This window comes from Sulfidibacter corallicola, from assembly GCF_017498545.1.
GTDB classification, from domain to species: Bacteria; Acidobacteriota; Holophagae; order Acanthopleuribacterales; family Acanthopleuribacteraceae; genus Sulfidibacter; species Sulfidibacter corallicola.
This window is the reverse complement of sequence record NZ_CP071793.1, coordinates 1,641,700-1,660,709: the sequence shown is the minus strand read 5'-3', so window position 1 is coordinate 1,660,709 and position 19,010 is coordinate 1,641,700. Positions and strand designations below refer to the sequence as shown.

Annotated in this window: 5 protein-coding genes; 1 reads left to right on the top strand and 4 read right to left on the bottom strand. The window is 63.7% G+C overall.

Annotated elements, in window-relative coordinates:
• Positions 1-31: 31 nt before the first annotated feature.
• Both J3U87_RS04800 and J3U87_RS04795 read right to left on the bottom strand, forming a co-directional pair.
• A complete protein-coding gene (locus J3U87_RS04800; protein ID WP_237381894.1) occupies positions 32-3,328 on the bottom strand; it encodes a carboxypeptidase-like regulatory domain-containing protein in 3,297 nt (1,098 codons plus the stop codon).
• Positions 3,325-5,172 (bottom strand): DCC1-like thiol-disulfide oxidoreductase family protein, encoded by a 1,848-nt coding sequence (locus J3U87_RS04795; protein WP_237381893.1) that lies wholly within the window; start codon positions 5,170-5,172, stop codon positions 3,325-3,327. The genes J3U87_RS04800 and J3U87_RS04795 overlap by 4 nt, the downstream gene beginning before the upstream one ends.
• 940 nt (positions 5,173-6,112) lie before the next feature.
• Between J3U87_RS04795 and J3U87_RS04790 the strand changes: the two genes are divergently transcribed.
• Positions 6,113-9,775 carry an ATP-binding protein gene (locus tag J3U87_RS04790; protein WP_237381892.1) on the top strand — a complete coding sequence of 1,221 codons (3,663 nt, stop codon included), beginning with the start codon at positions 6,113-6,115 and terminating at the stop codon, positions 9,773-9,775.
• A 30-nt stretch (positions 9,776-9,805) separates the two neighbouring features.
• Here J3U87_RS04790 and J3U87_RS04785 read toward each other — a convergent pair whose 3' ends face one another.
• Both J3U87_RS04785 and J3U87_RS04780 read right to left on the bottom strand, forming a co-directional pair.
• Complete coding sequence (locus J3U87_RS04785) at positions 9,806-14,014, bottom strand: hypothetical protein (RefSeq protein ID WP_237381891.1); 4,209 nt, start codon at positions 14,012-14,014, stop codon at positions 9,806-9,808.
• Entirely contained in the window at positions 14,011-18,984 is a 4,974-nt protein-coding gene (locus J3U87_RS04780) for a hypothetical protein (protein WP_237381890.1), read from the bottom strand. The genes J3U87_RS04785 and J3U87_RS04780 overlap by 4 nt, the downstream gene beginning before the upstream one ends.
• Positions 18,985-19,010 lie beyond the last annotated feature (26 nt).

Genomic DNA, 19,010 nt, shown 5'->3' with positions numbered 1-19,010 from the left:
CGACGATTGAGCAGTTGCGGCGAGCCGCCGACTAGGGGGTGATGGAGCGCAAGGCCACCTCGATCGCCGTGGTCTCGCCTCGTTGCAATTCGATCCACTGTTCGCCCGGCTCCGGGCGGAACGGCTGGCCCCCATCGGGCTTGGCCACCAACCGCACCGAGGCATCCGGCAACCCGGCGAACACCATGGCACCATCCGCCGGACGCCCGCTCTGGGACATCAGCAGACGACCGGACCCATCGAAGACATCGAGGAGGACCTGGGCGCCGCTCAGGTGGGACGTCAGCGGCCGCAGTTGCACCTCCAGACGGGCATCGGCGAAGGGACTGATATCGCCCAGGTCGATGTCGTCGGAATCCTCCGGCACGGTGAACGCCGATCCCACAGGGATAAGATTCCCGGTGGGCGAGGGCGGACAATCGGTGTGGAGGCGGTAGGTACCGGGTGCCACACCGCCGATCGCAAAGGAACCCTCGCCGTTCAAGGTCGCACTGAGGAACCGGGCTGCGTTGCCGCTTTGGCCCTGCAACTGGACCCGGGTCACCAGACAATCGACGATCCTGCCGCGCACGGTGATGGTTTCGTCGAAATCGAACTCCTGGAAAAACGGGGCCTCGGTCACGTGAATCGTCGCGCTGCGCCCGTGATCGTGCAGACGCCCGATGCGGTCACTGCCAGGAGCGACCACCAGGTGCATGCCGATCGGCACCGTCTCGAATCCGAACCGGCCGCCATTGTCGGTATAGGCCTCCAAGGGCGGATTGCCGATCATGTCGAACAGGAACACGGGCTTGGCGGCATAGGGCAGGCCGTCCACCGTGATGCGGCCCTCCACCTTGGACGTCGGCTTGGTTTGAAACACCACCGTATGGCGCTGCCCGAGCGAGAGTTGCGCCACCTCGGTCACTGGAGCCAGGGGCCCCTCCCGGGGGTCCTCGCGATCCAGGATGACCTCGTAGGTAAAGGGCATCAGGTCCTCGAAGGTCAGGCTGGTGCGGGCGCTGGAGAAACCCACGTCCTGAGTTGCCAGCGGTTTGCCCTGGCGCGAGATCGACACGGTGGTGGCGTTGGGGTAACTGGCCCGGTCGATGATGGCGACGACGGTCCCGGGCGCCACCACGAAGTCAATATTTTCGTGGGATCTAGAGTCAGTTTCAATCGATACCGGCATCATGGCCAGGGGTCGCGTTCCGTCGCACACGGCGAGGGCCAGATGGCGATCGGCCGGCACGTTCTCGAAGGAGAACATCCCGTTGGTGGCGAGGTCCTGGCGCCGGTAGGCGTCGCCGGCACCGCCTCCCCCGCGATCGAGCGGCCAGAAATCGGGGGCCGGCACGGTTTCGGGCAAGGCCGCCAGCCAGAGCGAGAGCCCCGCCGGCACGCCCATCCCCTGACCCGAGCGCACGCGGCCGGCCACCCGGACCTCGCCCCTATCGAGAAAGATCGTGTGGGGTTGGACCCGATCGGGCGGCGCGGTCTTCAATTCCTGGGGACGCGAGGGCGAATAGCCTTCGGCGGTGACTTCGACCCGAAGCACCACGTCCGAGGGCAGGTTCTCCAGGTACAGTCGACCCTGGACATCGCTGACGAAGATTTCGCCCGCCAGGAGCGCGGCGAAACCGGCGTCGGGATAGTCGGCCAAGCGCGAAAAAGGCTGGGATGCCCGGTTGCCGGAACTCGCGCCATCGTCGATCAGGGAAACCTTGAATTGGGAAATCGGTCGGGCGGAACCCATTTCGGCAACCCGCAGATCGAGCACGTGACCCGGCTCCAATACCAATTCCAAATCGTCCATGGGTTCGGTGAAGGGGCCTGCTTGAACCGTTCCGTAACCCGCGGCCCAAGCGTGAATCGTGAACTCGGGAGGCAGACCCAGCAGCTCGAAGCCGCCGTCCACCGTCGTTTCGGTGCTTGGCAGCGGAGCCGCCGAGCCGCCGAACCCCTCCGCGGAAGCCCAGACCCGCGCGCCCTGAATGCTCTCGCCCGCCACATCGAAAACGTAACCGGACGCGGTATTGGCGGACATCACCACCACCCGCACGAACTGTTCGCCGGGCGGGTTGCCATAGGGATTGAGGCCGACCCGGGTCGGCAGGTAGCCGAGCGCCTCGACCCACAGTTCGGTGCGAATGGTGGCCCGCGGTAAGGCGATGAAGAATCGCCCCCGATCGTCGGTCGTCGTGGAGGCGATCGAGGCATCCAAATCGGGATAGGGCTTCACGAGGGCCTGCGCCACCGGCGAGCCCGTTTCGTCCAATACCACGCCTTCGACCTCAAGCGGCTCGAGCGGCGTGTCGGTGCCGCGCAGCACCAGCTCGACTTCCAGGGATGCCGAGTCCCGAGGGATGACGTACCCCGCATCTTGCGATGCGCCGTACCCGGGCGCGACCGCCAGCAGCCGAAACGGCACGCCGGGCTTGAGCGTGTCCGTTTCGAAGGCGCCCTCTTCGTCGCTGGCCAAAACCAGTTCACGCGATTCCTGGCGTACGACGACTCGGGCATCCGCTACCGGTTGGCGACGCTCGTCGAGGACCACACCGCCCAGGTGGCCCGAACGGCTCAGGTCCAGCAGAAATCGGTTGCTCTTGCCCTTGCGGACCTGGATCACCATCTCTTCGCTCGCGTAACCTTCGGCCTCCGCACCCAGACGCCAAATCCCGCCCGGCACCGAGAGCCGGGCTTCGCCACCCGCGCCGGTTTCGGCGGCAACGGTCAATTCTTGGCTGAGCGTGACCGAGGCGCCGCCGATGCCTTCACCGGTGCCTCGATCGCGCACCATCACGACGATCGGCAAACCGCGATGCAGGACCAGTTTGATCGGCCCTACCTCCTTGGTGCCCGGCGCGATGTTCAGCAGGTGACCGGCCTCGCCCCCATCGAAGGACACGTGCTCGCCATCGTAGGCGAACAAGGCATGGGGACCGACCATGGGCCCGGCCAAGCTGAAGTTCCCCTCCGCATCGGAGCGGGTGCGGTCCACCTCCATCCCGCGGGCTTCGGTCCGAATGATCACCGTCGCCCCCACGGCCGGGACACCGCCCCGCTCGTAGACCACCTTCCCCTGAACGGTCACGGTTTGGTGTTTCCGGGCCACCGCTTCCCTCTGGCTCTTGGCGGTGGTCGAGGAGGACGTGCCGTCACCCTTCCCGTCGACGCCACCGTTATTCACCTGTTCGGTCGAGGGCCCCTTGCCGTTCGATTCGGGCGACGCCGGCACCGGCTCGCGGAGAAACTGCCACCAAACCAGACCTCCCACCAGGGCCAGAACCGCCACCATCGCCAGGAGTCGGGTCCCTTGGGGAGAAGCCGAATGTCGGCTGTCGTTCATGGTTTACCTCGATAACTGCCGCTTTCGTAATGCAGCAAGCTGATGCGTTGGGGTTTGTCGGGCGGAATGTCGGGTGGTTTCGAATACTCGCGCATGAAAACCAGCTCCAAGGAAGTCACGTGACGGGCGGGCTCGGCTTGCCGGTCCCACGAGCTGCAAAAATATTCGGAAAACGGTTCGCGATGCCGCTTGTTCTTGAGAATCTTGAGATTCATCATGTATTTGCGCCAACGCATGTTCCTGTGTTGGTAACAAGGCACTTCGGGCTTGGCGTAGTTCACCTCGCCGCCATCGGCGTACAGGTCCACCTGGGTTCCGTCCTCCAACTTCGCCGGTATCAAAAACCAACCGTCGACTTTGGTGGGATTGGGCGCGAACATGCTCCAATACTGATCCAGCCGAATCATGTTGCCGTACCAGTTCCAACTGCGGGGGAAGTACTTCACCCAGTAGTCGAATTCCACGGTGCGCACGTTCCAGGCGAACACGTAGACCAGGCACACCACCACGAAGCCCTGGGCGACCGGATTGCTCTTCCAGGTGCGCGGGCGGTACTTCATGCGACGGGTGATCTTGCTGAAAAGACGACGACGATCGGCCACCAATCGATAGGCCCGGTTCCCCAGCGCGACCATCGGCCCCAAAGCCAGGATGGGCGCGACGAAGCGCCACAACGGTGCCGCCCGACAGATCGCCACGAAGGCCGGAAACTCCACGTGCATGGTGCCGTCCGGGGTACGCACGACCCACGAATGGTGGGCATCCATCAGTTCGGCCGCCCCGGGATCGGCTTGGGCCGAGACGACCTCGGCCTTGGGCAGCATGGCGAATACCCGAATCACGAGCACCGCCTTTTTGCAGAAGCCGCAATCGCCGTCGAAAAACAGGGTCAGCCCTTCACCGGATCGGGTATCGAATCGCCGCTGCCAGAAATCCCAGAACTCGGTCGGCAGATAGGGCAGCCAGCCGATCAGCGAGATATAGGAAAAGAGCCCCACGTCCATGGTCATGGCGATGCCCACGTGGAGGGAGCCGAAACTGAGGATGGCGAACCCGCGGAACCATTTGGTGAACAAGGGCAGAAACGGCAGGAAGGGTCCGATCGCCTCCAGCCAGATGGTCGCGTAGGTGGACACGCGGTTCAGATCGTGAAACTGAACCATCCACTGCCCGAGCGGGCGCGTGAACTGATCGACGCTCAGCGCATAGAACAGCGCGGTGCCGTCTTTCCAATTCTGGCCGTCTTTGAGCAGGTAGGTGAAAAAGTACATCATGAACATCTGCAACAGCAGGGCCGCGCTGGCCGGGTTGAAGACCCGCCGGGGCGGTTGCCTGGGCGAATCGTCCAGTGCCGCATCGACGCTGAATCGCGCGCCCATCGGCAGGAACAGCGCCCAGAAGAGCAGCATGCGGATCAAGGTGTCGCCGGCCTGAAGGATCATGGGGTTGCGCAGTTGCAGGGACATCAACAAGAGCCAGGAGATGGGTCCGGTCCAACGGGTGCGGTAGCCCACCAGCAAACAGACGGCGAAGATGGCCGCGACCGCGAACAACACTCCCTGCCATAGGGCCGAACCGGAATAGGAATGCAGACAGAACAGAAAAAAGCGGTGGGAATAGGCATCCCACAGCAACTCGCGGGGCAGGACGCCCGCATCGGTGTAGAACGCGCGCAGGTCGGTCACCCGAATGGCGAGATCGACCAGGATCAAACCGGAAATGGCGACCCGAAACGCCGCCAGCGCGCGCAGGTCGATGCCGAACAACTTTTCGAAGAAGCGATAGACCGGCCCGTGGGACTCGGCCATCGCCGCAGAAGCGGATATTTTTCTCTTCTTGGACATGGCAGCCTCAATGGATTCTGTAACCGAGGAATATGAAAGCAGCGTGAATGTGCGGTGAACCCCTTTCGATTTCAAAGGGCACAGCGCGCCGCCATCCGGCCACGCCATCGCGACGCGCGGGAATGCCGCCACCCGTGAAGGTGGCCGCGCGGAACTCATTCACCAATCCAGAAAACGGGGCGATACGCCCAACTCGAATCAAACATGACAGGGAGAGAGAACCAGATACGCCGACTTGCTCGGGACACCCCTGGCTGGATACGGTTCCGGAAAATCCGGCGATGAAAGCTCGAGAGCTCGTCCGTCCGAGAGGCACCCATGTCGCGCACGCGGCACTCCGGGCAGTGAAAAGTCTGGGGGAGACACGCACATCGGCCGAAATGGAAACCGCGACGCTCTGGATCGCACACCTTGGTTTGCCACAACCATACCTTGGAAATCGGTGTCGAGACAATTCCCCCCGTCACGGAATTTGAACATCGCGAGGATACGCCGCTTTGGCGTAGATGCGACACATCTCTTTGAATTCGGGAGTCATCATGACTCGAGATGTCGCCTTCGAGGCCAGGAACGCGAGCAACCAATCGAGGAGAAGCTTCTCGGGACCACTTCGGCTCGTTCATTCGCCCGATGAACCCACCGGCCCTTTCCGGCCTCGTACGCCGTCCCGCTCGGCTCGCGGGGCCTCGAACGATCCCCCTTCGGCTTGCCGCGACGAGAGATTGCGGAGGACACGACACTTTGCGTACAGGCGGCTTTTCGGGGCGAATCTTCCCATTTCAGGAGCGGTCCACGCCGCAAAAATTTGAGCCGTCGCAACTGCAACCGATATGGCATAATGACGGAACCTACTTCACGATCCCAATTCATATGGTGAGCCGACGAGACCCGACTCGACCCCAAGAGCGGCGGATCTCGGCTGATTTCGGACGGAACCCGCATGGTTGCACGTAACTCGACGAACAATCCCTTCCGGCATTTGGACCCTTTTTCACAAGTGAGCCGCGAGACCTTTTTTGGTCGCGACTCGGAAGCCCGCAAGCTGACGCAGTTGGTGCTCAACCAACACGCCACCCTACTCTATGGCGAATCGGGTTGCGGCAAGACCTCGCTGATCGATGCCGGCCTGGTGCCCGCCATCTCGGATCGCGAAGATCTCTTCATCATCGAAACCGACTGCGGGCCGAACCTGCTGAACCGCTTCGCGGACAGCCTTCGCACCCTGCTCGACGAGAACTGGCAACGCTGGCTTCGCGAAATCAAAGAGGTCAGTTGGATCAGCATCACCGAATTTCTGCGCGCCTTCACGATCGAACGCAACCACAACGTGGTCCTGATTTTCGACGATTTGGAACGTCTGTTCCGCCATAGCTTCCCGGAGGAGGAACGGCGCGGGTTCTTCAAATTCCTGGGCAACATCGAAATCGGCAACGACCGCATGCACGTGCTGTGTTCCCTCGATTGGCGATACCTGGCCCAACTCCACGCCCACGCGACCCACATCCCGTCCCTGCTGAACAACGCGTATCACCTGAAGCACATGGATCTGGAGCACATGTGCTACATGTTCGACGCCACCCTGGAATCGGTCGGCCTCCCGCCCGACGGCCAACTGGGCAAAAAGATCTACGACGACCTGGCCCAGCCCGACGTGGGCGGCGACATGCGCGCACGCCTGACCGACATCCAACTGGTCGGCCACCGGCTGGTGGAAGAGGCGATCGCCGCCGGCACGGAACCGAGCCTGGATTTCTACCGCACCCGCGGTGGGGCGACCGGTCTCCTCAACCGCTATTTCGAATCGATTTTCGGCCACTACGACAGCGGCCGGCGACACCTGAGCGAAATGGTGTTGGCGCGCCTCGTCGATCCGGATCGGAACAACCACCTGCTGTCCAAGCAAAAGATCCTCTGGGTGTTTTCGGGCTTGGAATGCAGCCAGGAAGAGCTCGAGCAACTCTGCAAAGATTGGTGTGCCCAGGGATTTCTGCGGTTCGAGGCCGATTCGGAATCCTACCGCCTGCGTCACGACTGCCTCAAACCCCACATCGCCCGACACCTCGGCCTGGACGCGCTGATCCTGCGCCTCAACGGCAGGTTGGAGCGTCTGACGCGCCTGCAGAAGGCCGAAGCGCTGACGCTCAACCTCTTCCACCTGGAACTGTATTTTCGCTATCGCAAGATCCTGCCCTGGCCACCGGACCAGCTCCGCATCGTCTACCTCTGCGCTCTCAAGCAGGGCTTCCCCGCCCATTGGTGGGAAAACCTGCTGCGCCGCAAGTTGGGCGACAGCGGTTTTCTCGAGTTGCTGCTGCACAGTTTCGGTGAAAGCGACGAGCCCGACCTGCTCGCCGGCATCTGTGCCGAACTGACGCGCATGGAACCCGGCGACCTGGGCGCCCGCTCGATCGCCAAGGTCTCGCGCCAAGCACTGCGCCTGGTGACTTCCACCCAACAGCCGGTGCGGGTGCGTTCGGCGTTGCTGGGTCTCTGCCGCGGTTGGCGGCTCGCCCCCCAAAGCAAACACTACACACATTTCATGTTCCAGGAGGAATCCAGCGACCTGCGCGAGGGGTTCCTGGACTGGCTGCGGGCCGTCGACGAGCTGGACACCGCCAGCCTGCTCAAGAAGTGGCATGCCATGATGGACCACACCGACCCACGCGAGGACCACGGCTCGTTCACCTACGTGGTAAGCCTGGTTTCCCAACTGTTGCGGATCGAAGAGGGGGTCGAGGCCCTCGGCGAAGTGCTGATGCTCTCCGACGACACGAGCTCCGGCTTCAATCCCAACCTGGTCGTACCGGTCATGGCCCATCTGCCGGGCATCACGGCCGAGAACCTGACCCGCCTGTCGCTGCGGGTGTTCGACACCTACTACACCAGTCAGGCGAGCGAAGTGGCCGCACCACGCAACATCCACGTCCTGAACTATTTGCGCGAATACGCACCGAAGGGTTTCTTCGCCGAGCTGTGGCCCCGACTGGCCGAGATGTACCCGCTCCCGGACGACCTGTTGGAGCTGGGCGTGGCCTTGCTGCAACCCGAGGACTACCCTCTGATGATGATGGCCCTCCACGACGAGGACGACATCGTGCGGCGCAACGCCAAACGGCTGTTGCTCATGGCCGGCCCGCCCAACGCCCTGACGGAACTCAACGGCAAGGGATCCGGCGAGGACAAACCCTGGGAAGCCCGCGCCGTCCTGCTGCGGTGCCACCTGAATCAAGGCGACGAAAGCCAGCTTCCCCCGGGCTACAGCATGCCGGCCGTCACCGATTCGAACACGGAGGTGCTGTGGACGACGGAGTACCTGACCGCGTTTTTCGAATCGCGCCAGCCTCAACCGGATTGGTTGACCATGTTGGAAGAATTCCAGTCCAACTTGAGTGCGCGCAACGAATCGCTGATCATCGACCTGAAACTGGATCAACAGGTAGACTGGGCCGCCAAAGTCTGGACCCGTACCGGAAAGAACTGGCGACGCGGCCTCGCCGCGGTCACACGCCAGAGTGCGGAATTGTTCGGCGAAAACGCGAAGGAAGACATTCGCCTGCGGCTGGCGCGCATGCGCAACGGCATGCAGGAATGGCTGACCTTCGCCCAACGGGTCTACGGCAACCTGGACCAGAACCGTGCGGTCACCATGCGCCTGATCTTGAAGAAGCTGGGCAATCTGCTCAAGTCCCTGGACGAAAAGAACAAACAGTTCGACATGTACTGCCGGCGCATCGATTTCGTGCCGCTCGCCAATCGCCACCTACGCACCTTCCTGGAGGCCGAGCTGATCGGATTCTGGGAGCTGCACCTGCAGAACCTGCACTTTCTCCACGAGCGCCTGCTCGCACCCGGCGATCAGGCCGACGGTGCCGAGTGGCGCCGGCTGGTGACCGAGTTCGGCGTCATCGTCGATCAATGCGGCCAAGACATCGATTTCTGGAAAGACTGCCTGCCGCAACTCAAGGATCGCGAGGTGCTCGAATCGCTGCTGCTCGATTACCGCTGCTACCTCAACGTGCGCCAGACCATGCTGGCCGAATTGAGCACGGCGCCCACCGGTGAAAAGTGGATCGAGGATTACCTGATCGAGCAGTTCGGCAAACCCAAGAACGAGTTCGACGAAAGCGAATGGCGTTGTATCGTCGAAGGTCTGGCCGCCTCGACGGACAAGGATCTGGCCGACCGATTGGCCCTGGCGATCCAAACCCACAAGGGCCTGGAACCGCAACTCCTGCGCGCACTTCAAAAGATGGGTTCGCTTGGTCGGGTCAGTGACGATCAACTCCGAGCCATCATCGCCCACCCCAAGAAAGAAGTGCGCGAGGCGGTTTTGCCGATCCTGGCCGACGAACGCCCGGACCTGGTGCGCCAGTCGCTGGATGCGGTGATCCAAATCGGCGAGGTGGACACCATTCGCCTGGTGCTGAAGCTGCTCGAAGATATCGGCCAGGTGATGGATATCCGCCACCTGCTTTTCCATCGCCGCCTGTTGAACGACGACGTCTGGCAAGAAACCAAATCGGGCATTGGTGCGGTGGTCGCCAAATCGGTCACGGCCGACAAGCGCTGGTTCGAATCGGGCGGGCTCAAAAGCTTGGATTGACGTCGATCGAACGATTGGCTCGAAACCCTCCTAGCCGCGCGAAATCGGCCACAGGCTCCTGACCGATTCGATCGGCAAACGCCGCCGCTTGCCGCCGCGCGAACCCGCCGCGAACGGCGAAAAGGCCGTCAGGCGCCGGTACAACCAATCGGGCTCCTGATCGCGGTTGATTCGGGTCAGCTCGGTGATCGCTCGCTGGTAACCGATCCGTTCGTCGGCCAGATCTCGGTAGATCGCCTGCGCCCGTCGCCGCCGTTTCACGGCCTGGCCCGCCTCGAACAACGCTTCAAACCAACGCAACCCCGCCATCAGCCAGCGGGCCGCATCGCCGTTCTCGCGGCGTTTCCGGGAGCCGGCCGCGCGGTTCTCCGCGAAGGTTCGGTGCACCTGGTTCCATTTCCGGCGCACCTCGTCATCCCATGCCTCGAGACGAATCGCCGCCATGGCCTCGGCGACCGAGGGCCTGCCGAGAAAGCCGACCTCGTCGCGCTCCTGCAATTGCGAGAGGCCCTGCAGGACCTTGGCCCGGTCGTCGGCCTGAAGCAGCGCGCACGTGGCCGCCGTTTCCTCCCACTTCTGGAAGCGCTCGATGACGGCCAGTCCCGGTCCCTTGATGTTTTGCACGCCAAGAATCCGGTTCTCCATGCCGATCGGCGTCATGGCGTGAATGCGTTGGATGATGGCGCCGCCCTGCACCGCCGGATCGTCGATCACCGTCAGGCGACGAACCAAGGCGGCCCGAACCCAATCGAAAAACCGTTGTTCCAAGGCCCGATCTCCTGAGTCGCCCCGTGCCAACGCGGCCCGTATCTCGCTCCACCCGCGAAACTCCTGCATCAGCTCGCGGTGGCAGGCCATCGTGAACGCGGCCCGATCGGCATCGACGTGTTCCGCGATCAGGGCGGCCAAGGCGTCATCCCGGTTCCACAGATCGAGGGCCCGAGCCCGCATCGATTCGGCCATGCCCAAGCCGGCCAACTGAACGGCGAGCCTTCCCCGCACCATCGCTTCGTCCACCGCCAGGCGAAAACGGCGCGCCAGTCGCTGGGCACACGCGACGGCCTCGCGCTCGCCGTCCCACAGGGAGAGCTCCTGGCGATAACTCTGCCAGGCCGCGTCGATGAAGCCCTGCATCCCACGCAGGTTGGAACCGACCAGCACGACGTGGTCGGCGGGCATGTCGCGAACCAACATTTGGGCGAACACCTGGGAGCGAGCCACGCGATCCTCGCGGTTGTTGACCAGGAGGGTGACGCAGATGTCGCAGTTCTTCACCGGATCCAGCTTGTCGAACCCGAGCCGCCGCCAATTGGTCAGGGCTCCCAGGCGCTCGTTGGCCGACATCCCGTTGATCAGGACCAGACGGCGTCCCTCCACCGGCGCCGCGGCAAACTGTTTCAACACGCCCACATCGGGCACGACGCGATCGGCCATCGCCTTGAGCGCCCAATCGCGCGGGCGTCCGAGCGCTTCGGCCATGCGCAACACCAGGGCGATGTTGTTCGGGTGCTCCGCGTAGGGAAAGCGGTCCAGCAGATCCTGGGGCAGCAGGCCCACGTCCAACTCGCCGACGTGGTCGAATTGGCTGTGCTTGCGCGCCGCCTCGGTTTCGAGCAACGGCTTCATTTGGGTCTCGCTGGTAAAGAGACGGGAGCGTTCCGGAATGAACATGGAGATGGTGCGGGCCACATCCCATCCGGAAGGGCCCTGCAAATCTTCGTGATCGGGATAGGTGTTGGTGATGGTCGCCAGGTCGTCGCGCATCCAACCGCGCTGCAACGTGCGCACGTACTCGGGCGTCAAACCCATACATTCCCAGAGAAATACATCGGTCCCCATGGCCGCCGCCTGCTTGACCACCTCGCCCTGCTCCCAGATCGAGGCCTTTCCGTGAGGCCGAAACAACGGCAGGTCCCATTGCCGGCCATAGGTGTCGGCGAAGATGAACCGGGCTTCGCAACCGGTGGTCTTGGAGAAGACCCGTTTCCCCATGGCGTTGAAAAGCGCGGCCTTGAGGCGCTCGGTCCCTGATTTTCCGCGTGTGCCCCAACCACCGATCACGAGGCCGATGCGTTTGCGGGCACGACGGATGGCATAGAACGACCAGGCATGACGGGCCAGAAACAGCGCGAGTACCAGCAGGCAAAAAAGTGTGAGATCCCAAAGCTGGTTTTCATAGATTTGGACCGCGTACTCCTTGAAGCTCGTCCAGAGTTCCGACAGGCCCATGGCGGGTGTCGCGGCCGCGAAAAAGCGGGCGACGCCCGAATCCACCGGCTTGCGGGTATCGCCACTCTCGATCGAAAGGTGAAAACCCAACTTGCGGAGCGCCTGGGCATAGGCGTTGGGCGCGAAGCCATCGCACTCCTGCCAATTCCTCAATCGAGCATAGTGGGCGAATCCCCGCGTCAGCTTCCACGCCGCACGCACGCGGCTCCATAACCGCTCGGGTGCGGTGAGCGTCACGAGCCCCTCGCTACAGTGGAACTGCACGCGATGGCGTCCCATCCCGAGGTCCAGACAGGAAAGCACATCGTCGGGAAGGGGCAGGAAGGGCCGCCAGTCTCCTTCGCCGGCAATCAGCAGCGGTTCCCCGGGAACCTTGGTCGGGGAACACTCCGCCATCAGCCCACTGGGTACGCGCGTTTCGGCGAAGGACAGGCGCCCCACGGTGTGGCGGTGCCCCTGGCGCTTGTCGGTCGCGGGATGGGTGAGTTCGTGCCACCACCGCCACCAACGGAATCCGAAGACCGGCCCCTTGCGCACATACCAACGACCGCGACACCCCTCCAGATCGAAGCCGTAGTCATCCTGAACCAGAACCGCCAGGATGCGAACGAGGTCCGGACGCATGTGCTCCCCGCACCACTCGCGCGGAATCCTTATCCGCTTGCCCGGTGCCAGCCCGTGCGTCAGCTCCCGCAACCGATCGCGAATGGCCCGAACCACCTCGTTTCCTTCACACCACAGCGCTTCGAACACCATGCCGGCCTTGCGACGCTGCGCCTCTTCGACATAGCTCTCCCGAGCCTGAACCACCGCGCCCTGAAGCAGTGCCACCACGTCGCCGACGGCATCCACCTGCCGACGCCGCCAAACCGCCACCATCGGGACGCAGGCGGCCAAGGCCGCAGTGGCGGGGAACCCACGGTCGAAGGTGCCGATCGCCCGCAGCAGCGCCCGCAGGGCCCAGGGACGGGTTTCTCGACGTTCGGCAAGCTCGACCAACCCCAAGACGGCACGACCGGCCACCGATTCCGCCTCGTCATCGAACAGCAAGGCCGGATAGCGGTCGGCGATCACCGCCAACGGCTGACGAACCAGACTCGAGACACAGGCCTGCCGCACGTGCTCGCTGGGGTCCTCGAGGGCCTTGCGCACGAGACAACCGCGCGCATCGATGCGATCGACCTGGGGCAGCAGCGAAAGGACCCGCGCCCGTAGGAAGCGCATGTCATCGAGATCCGGTGTGGCGAACACATCGTAGGCGAGGTCCATGAATCGATCGCCGTCGAGCGTCGCGACCAGACGCAGACAGGCGCAACGTGCCCACAACGGATGATCGCCGTGCCCGGCGTAGCCCGCCAGAGCGACCTTGGCGCGCTGATCGAACAGCCCGTGGGCGACTTCCACGGGCATGCGCACCACCATGTCGGCGACGACCTCGAAGGCCGCCGTCACCACTTCGGGATTGTCGCGATAGGCTTGGGCCTGATGGAGCATTTGCTCCCAGCTCAACGGATACCAATGGTCCTCCACCCGTTGCCCGGCGGCACCGTACCAAGGTGCCGCCAACGCGCCGAGCCGGCCGATCAACCACACCCACTGGTGCTCCAGATCGGATCGCCGACGCCGGTAGCGATCCCCCAGCGCCTCGTGATCCAGGTGGCGTCCGATCGCACGGGCATCGGCCTTGAGTTGGCGCCGATCGGCTCCCAGGTCTCGTGCGAAATCCAACAGGTGTTGCCGGCGCTGCCAAGCCGTGGCCGCATGGTACCGTCGGCTGAACACCTCGTAACGCTGGTTCAACTGCAGGATCCGTTGCGGCATGGCTTGAACCCGGGCGCGCAGGAAATACAGCAGCGCCAGCACCGGGTCGGGCTCCCGATCCCGCTCGGGCCGATGCTCGCGGTGACGCAGGAAGTCACCGGCAAGCGCCGTCAACGCCGGACGCTGCATGTGCAGCTCGAGCTCGCTCAGGTCCTGGCTCAGCCATTGGAAGACGGTTTCGGTTTTCACAGGCGTGCCTCCACACGAGCGTTGTGCTCGCTCTTCAACCCACGGAACATGACGTCGCCGGCCGCGTAATGCCGGTAATCGCCGCGTGCACCCCAGAGCCGGCTGAGATAGATCGACCAGCCCCGGCTCTCCGCGTCCGTGATCTGGAAGCGGATCCCGGCTTCGAGACGGCGCGCACCGCGCTGTTGGCGCCGCCAGCGCAAATCGATTCCGTGGCGCTGGCGCCAATAGGCGCGGGTTCGGTGCTCGTCCTTGCCGAAATGGCGGCCACTGCTGAACACGGAAGCCTCCAAGGGACCGATCAATTGATCCCAACCGACGCGGTAACCCATCGAATCGACATCGTCGAAGACATCCGGATTGGTGGTGAGGTTCAGGTCGAACGTCAGGCGAGCGTCGGCATAGGGCTGAAAATAAAAGCGTTCATTCAGGCGCAAACCGGATTTGTGTTGATCCTTGTAGCGCGTGAACACGTCGAAATCCACCGCGCCGCGGATGTCCCGAGGCATCTGGTCCAGGCTGAGGTGGCGGCCGAAGGCCTGTGCCTGGAAACGATGGCGCCACCGTCCCGGCAACGAAAAGTAGCGGTTCCAAGTGAGCTGTAGATCGGCCGACCATTCGTTTCGATCCGGTTGACTCGCGGTTTGGAACGTGACGCGCTGCCCGAACAGGCGCGCCCGAGTCTTCAGGTTCCCGCCCCAGAGCGGCATCGCGTGCAGTCCCTCAAGCCCGAGCGAATGGTTGTCGAATTCGCGTTGACGGGCCATCAGCCGGAAACGCCAGGCATCGAGGTGGTCGCGCGAGCGCCAATCCAGTTGAACGGTGCGAAACTCGTCCTTGCCGTCCGGGCGTTCTTCGTCCAGTGGCTGTTCACGGCGGCGCGCACCGACCTGAAGGTCCCAGGTCTTGTCGGGACCCACTTCACCCTGCCGAAACTCGGGTTCCCACCGATCGAAGTCGAAGGTTTGAGGGGCCACCTGAAAGAAGGGGCGAGCCGCGTAGAGGTCCATGCGTTCCAGAGAAGCCGGACGCTGATCTTCCTCACGGCGAAAACGGCGGGTGGCGAGCCGATAAAAGCTCTGCCGCTCGCCGTCGCGGGGCTTCAGGATCAGGGTCGTGGGCGTGTCTTGAATGAAACGGTAGCTGGTGACGGGGTTCCTGCCGACCAACGTCTCCACCCGCAACCAGGTGGGCTCGAAGAGCCTGAGTTTCAACGGTTGACCCCGCGTGGCGGCCATGAAGTTGCGGGGCCTTTCGGGAGCGCAGCGCACCCTGTCGGGTTCGCACAAAATTTCCAACGCCTGGTTGGCGGGCGCCTCGGCCACCGTGATTTCCAGTTGCGCGACGCCGGGCGGTACCGAAATCCCGGCTTCCTGCCAGGTCCCGTCGCCCGGCGGCAAGACCAGTTGATGGCGCGCGCCGCGGTCGAACCGGTAGTGCATCGTGATCGGTTTGGACATCAGCGGAAACACGGTGCGCGCCCGGAATTTGGGAAACGTGAACCCGCGCCGACCGGCGGTGAGGAACAGCGACTGCCGATCCCACAACCGAACGACGCGTGGTTCCGGATCGCCGAGCAAGATATCGCGAACGCGGAGGAACTGGTTCGCCGCGGGCGCTTGGGCGTCGATCGGCCGGATCCCGGCATAGTCGTCGACGGATCGCAGCACCTGCCAGATGGTCTCGCGTTTGAAGGCGGCGAAGAGCGGGTCCAGGCGCGGGTCGTCTCGGAAGGCATCGCTCAGGGCCGCGGCTCGCACCAGCGCCCGCTGCTTCAGGTCGGGTTCGCGAAACAGGTAGAGCAGCCCCTGCATCTGGCGATGGGGGTCGATCACATCCGAAGGTGCGAACATCCGTTTTCGCGCCAGATCGAGCGCCATCAGCCTTTGTGGATGCTGGTCGGGGCGAAGCATCCCACCCGCGGCATCCGACCCGGAAGCGATGCGGTAGGCGGCCGTCGATTGCTGGGCCGGAGGTAGGGTTTCGAGAGTTTCGGCCAGCCGCGCGCGCTCATGATCGGTCAGCTCGGGCTTTCGCAGGAGGTAGGCGGCGACGAGATCGGGCGCCAGAGATTGCCAATCGGCGGCGTGGCCACGTGCACTCCAGGTTTCGAAAACGCCAGGCCGGCGCAAGGTACGGCTCTCGGCCGGTTGGTGCCGAACGTCCCGGCGCCTCACGCGGACCAAAACCGGCGTACCGGTCACCCTTAGATTCAGCTCGTGATGGCCGGGCCCCAGATCCACCTCGTGGAACGCGTTGGTGCCGACTCGGCTCGACTCACCGAGAACCTGATAGGCCTGCGATCGCTCGGTGCGGTGCATCTGAATCCAATGGACGCCACCGTCGACCCACAAGGCACAACCGCTGTCCGGCCGAGGGGCCTCGTCCTCTTCGAGATGGTGGCGCAGGGCCAGTTGCAACTTGGCCGGCCCGTCGACCCGCAAGGTCAAGGGCCGATCCTCCGTGGCGCGCAGGACCTGGCGATAGCGGTTCAGGCGCCGGTGATAGAGGGTTCTGCTCTCCGCGTAGCCGTTCGCGAGGCCGAAATCGGTCACCCAGCCCCGTTCACCGGGATGGGTGGCCCGATGGGCCTCGTCGGCCAGAAGGGCGGCAAAGGCCTGTTCCACGGTTTGCGTGGACTTCTGCCGGATTTCGGCGTCACCCTGGAGATAGGCAACCCAAGCCTGGCCGCGAGCACCGGCCGCGATGAAGGATTCGATGGCTTTGGTCTCGTCACCGTCTTCAAGCGCTCGCCGACCTCGCCAAAAAGCACGGGAGGCAGTGTCCATTTGGGACAGCGCGCGAGTGAAAGCGGACCACGATTCGTTGGCGAGCGCGACGCCGGCGGCCAGTTCGGGATCCGGGGCATCGTCGAGGGCCAGAGCGTCCTGGGCCAGTCGGAACTCCCCGCGCTCGGAGAGTACCGCGGTCAAGCGACGCAAGGCGGCCACATCACCTTCACGTCGGAAGTGAGCGGCATGGAGCGAGAGCAGGCCACGCCCCTGGTCGAAGCGCCGGTAGCGGACTTCGAGCGTGTCGACGGCACGACGGCGCACCTCCGCGGCGTCCGCGTGGGTCACCAACCACTTGAGTTGTCGTTCCGCGAGATAGTGCTCGCCCAAGTCCGTGAGCACATGGGCGAGGTTCAGCCGGTCCTCTTCCCTGCCACCGAGCAGGACCAGGTCCCGACGAATTTTTAGGGCACCCATCGAGTCCCCCGACCGCTCGAGGCTCGCGGCTCGATTGCGTAACCGGGTCGCGGAGGCCGCGTCGAGGTCGGTCACGGAATGCGCGGTCGCCGAATGCCGGGAGTCCGTTTCTCGGATACCAAGCCACTCGGCCAAGTGACTGAAGTGTCGGGACAGGAGTCTCGCCGCGAGGCTCTCGGGAGTGGATTCGCCATCGGTCGGGCGCCCATCGAGAAACCATCCCAGTGGCGCCTCGCCCAACAGCTCGCGGTAACAATGCAGTTGTCGTTCATCCAGGCGCGGTGTGCGACCGTGGGCCAGTTGAAAGGCCACGCCGACCGAATTCGGCAACGTCAAGGCGACACGCGTCACGCCTGGGGGTACGCGCATGCGCAGGCTGACCGGACGGGAGCCCCCGAAATCATCGGTCGCGTGGTTCGGATCCAAACGCAACGAAATCGGTTCCGCATCGCCGAACACGGCACCGACTTCGATCGCTTCCCCGATCTGGCGCGGCCGAACGTGGAGCCGTACCTCGGTGGGATACGGCAGAGCCGGGATACGGTACTCGAGGGTTCCCGATCCATGAGCCAACTGGAGGTTCGGGAACTTGTCCGAATCCAGAGGTTCCAGCCGATCCGCACGCTCCGGCAGGTAGGTGCGGAAATGGGTCCAGCGTTGGCGGAATTCATGGGCCCAAAGGTGCCAGGCGCCGTCGCCACCGTGTTGTACCACCATTTGGTCCAGCAAGGCCGCTGCCGCCAGACCGGCTTCACGTACCTCGTCGTTCCGGGCCAGATCGAAAACCTCGCGGACGCGCTTCTGGTGATCGGACTCGGGCCGGACCACCCATTTGCGAAGATCGTCCTCGACGCGGGGGGCCGGCACATCGCGGACCACGCCGTTGATTCGATCGAGCAGCAGGGGCGGCCCACCCTGTTTGGAGAGGTTCAACAACACATCGCTGGTGGGTGTGACACTCACTTGAAAAACACCCTCGGGCAACGTCAGGTAACCCCGCTGAAGTGAACCGACACCCACGGTTCGGCCCGTTTCGTCCCGCCAGGTCAGCGAAGACGACTGCGACCCGTAACACACCAATCGTTCGCGCCACTCACCGTCCACGTGAATCAGTAGATCGTAGGACGCGCCACTTCCACCGTTGGGAAACAGGGCCCGGCTATCCAAGCGCAATCGCGCGGGTCCTTCCACCGAAAGGACCATCGGGCGTTGGGTGGAAATCGCGGAATAGAGGCGTGTACCCGGTCCATCCTCGGTTCCCAGATACCCTTTGGGCGACGGCTGTGCGACAGGGTTCCAATGTAGCCCCTCCAGGAAGCCGATCGACCGACCGCGAAACAGCACCAGTCGGGCGGTTTTTTTGCTGTCACGGCCTTGGCGCAGCAACACATGGCCTTTCCCGAGCTGTTTGGAAAAGGCTCCCCCGCGAAGGGCATCGATACGCTGCCGTGCGAAGAGGCCGTCCTCATCGCCGACCCACATGCTCAGGCCATCTTCGGCGCGCTCGTCCGGCGCCCAGGCACCCTGGTGCAGCTCCACCCGGAGCAGGTCCGCGCGGCTCAAACGAAGCAGGGTCTCTTCACCCGGCGCCAGCCGAAGGACGGACTCTTTTTGGGTCGCGGTGGGTGAGACACCTCGCAGCAGATGGCTGGAGGCCAACGGCTCCCACTGGATCCGCGAAGGCTCCGGAGAGCCGTTCAAAGGTATATTGGAAACGAACAGACACAGTAACGGCAGCACAATGTGAAAGGGGTCCTTCATGATCCCAACTCCAATCCTCGATACTG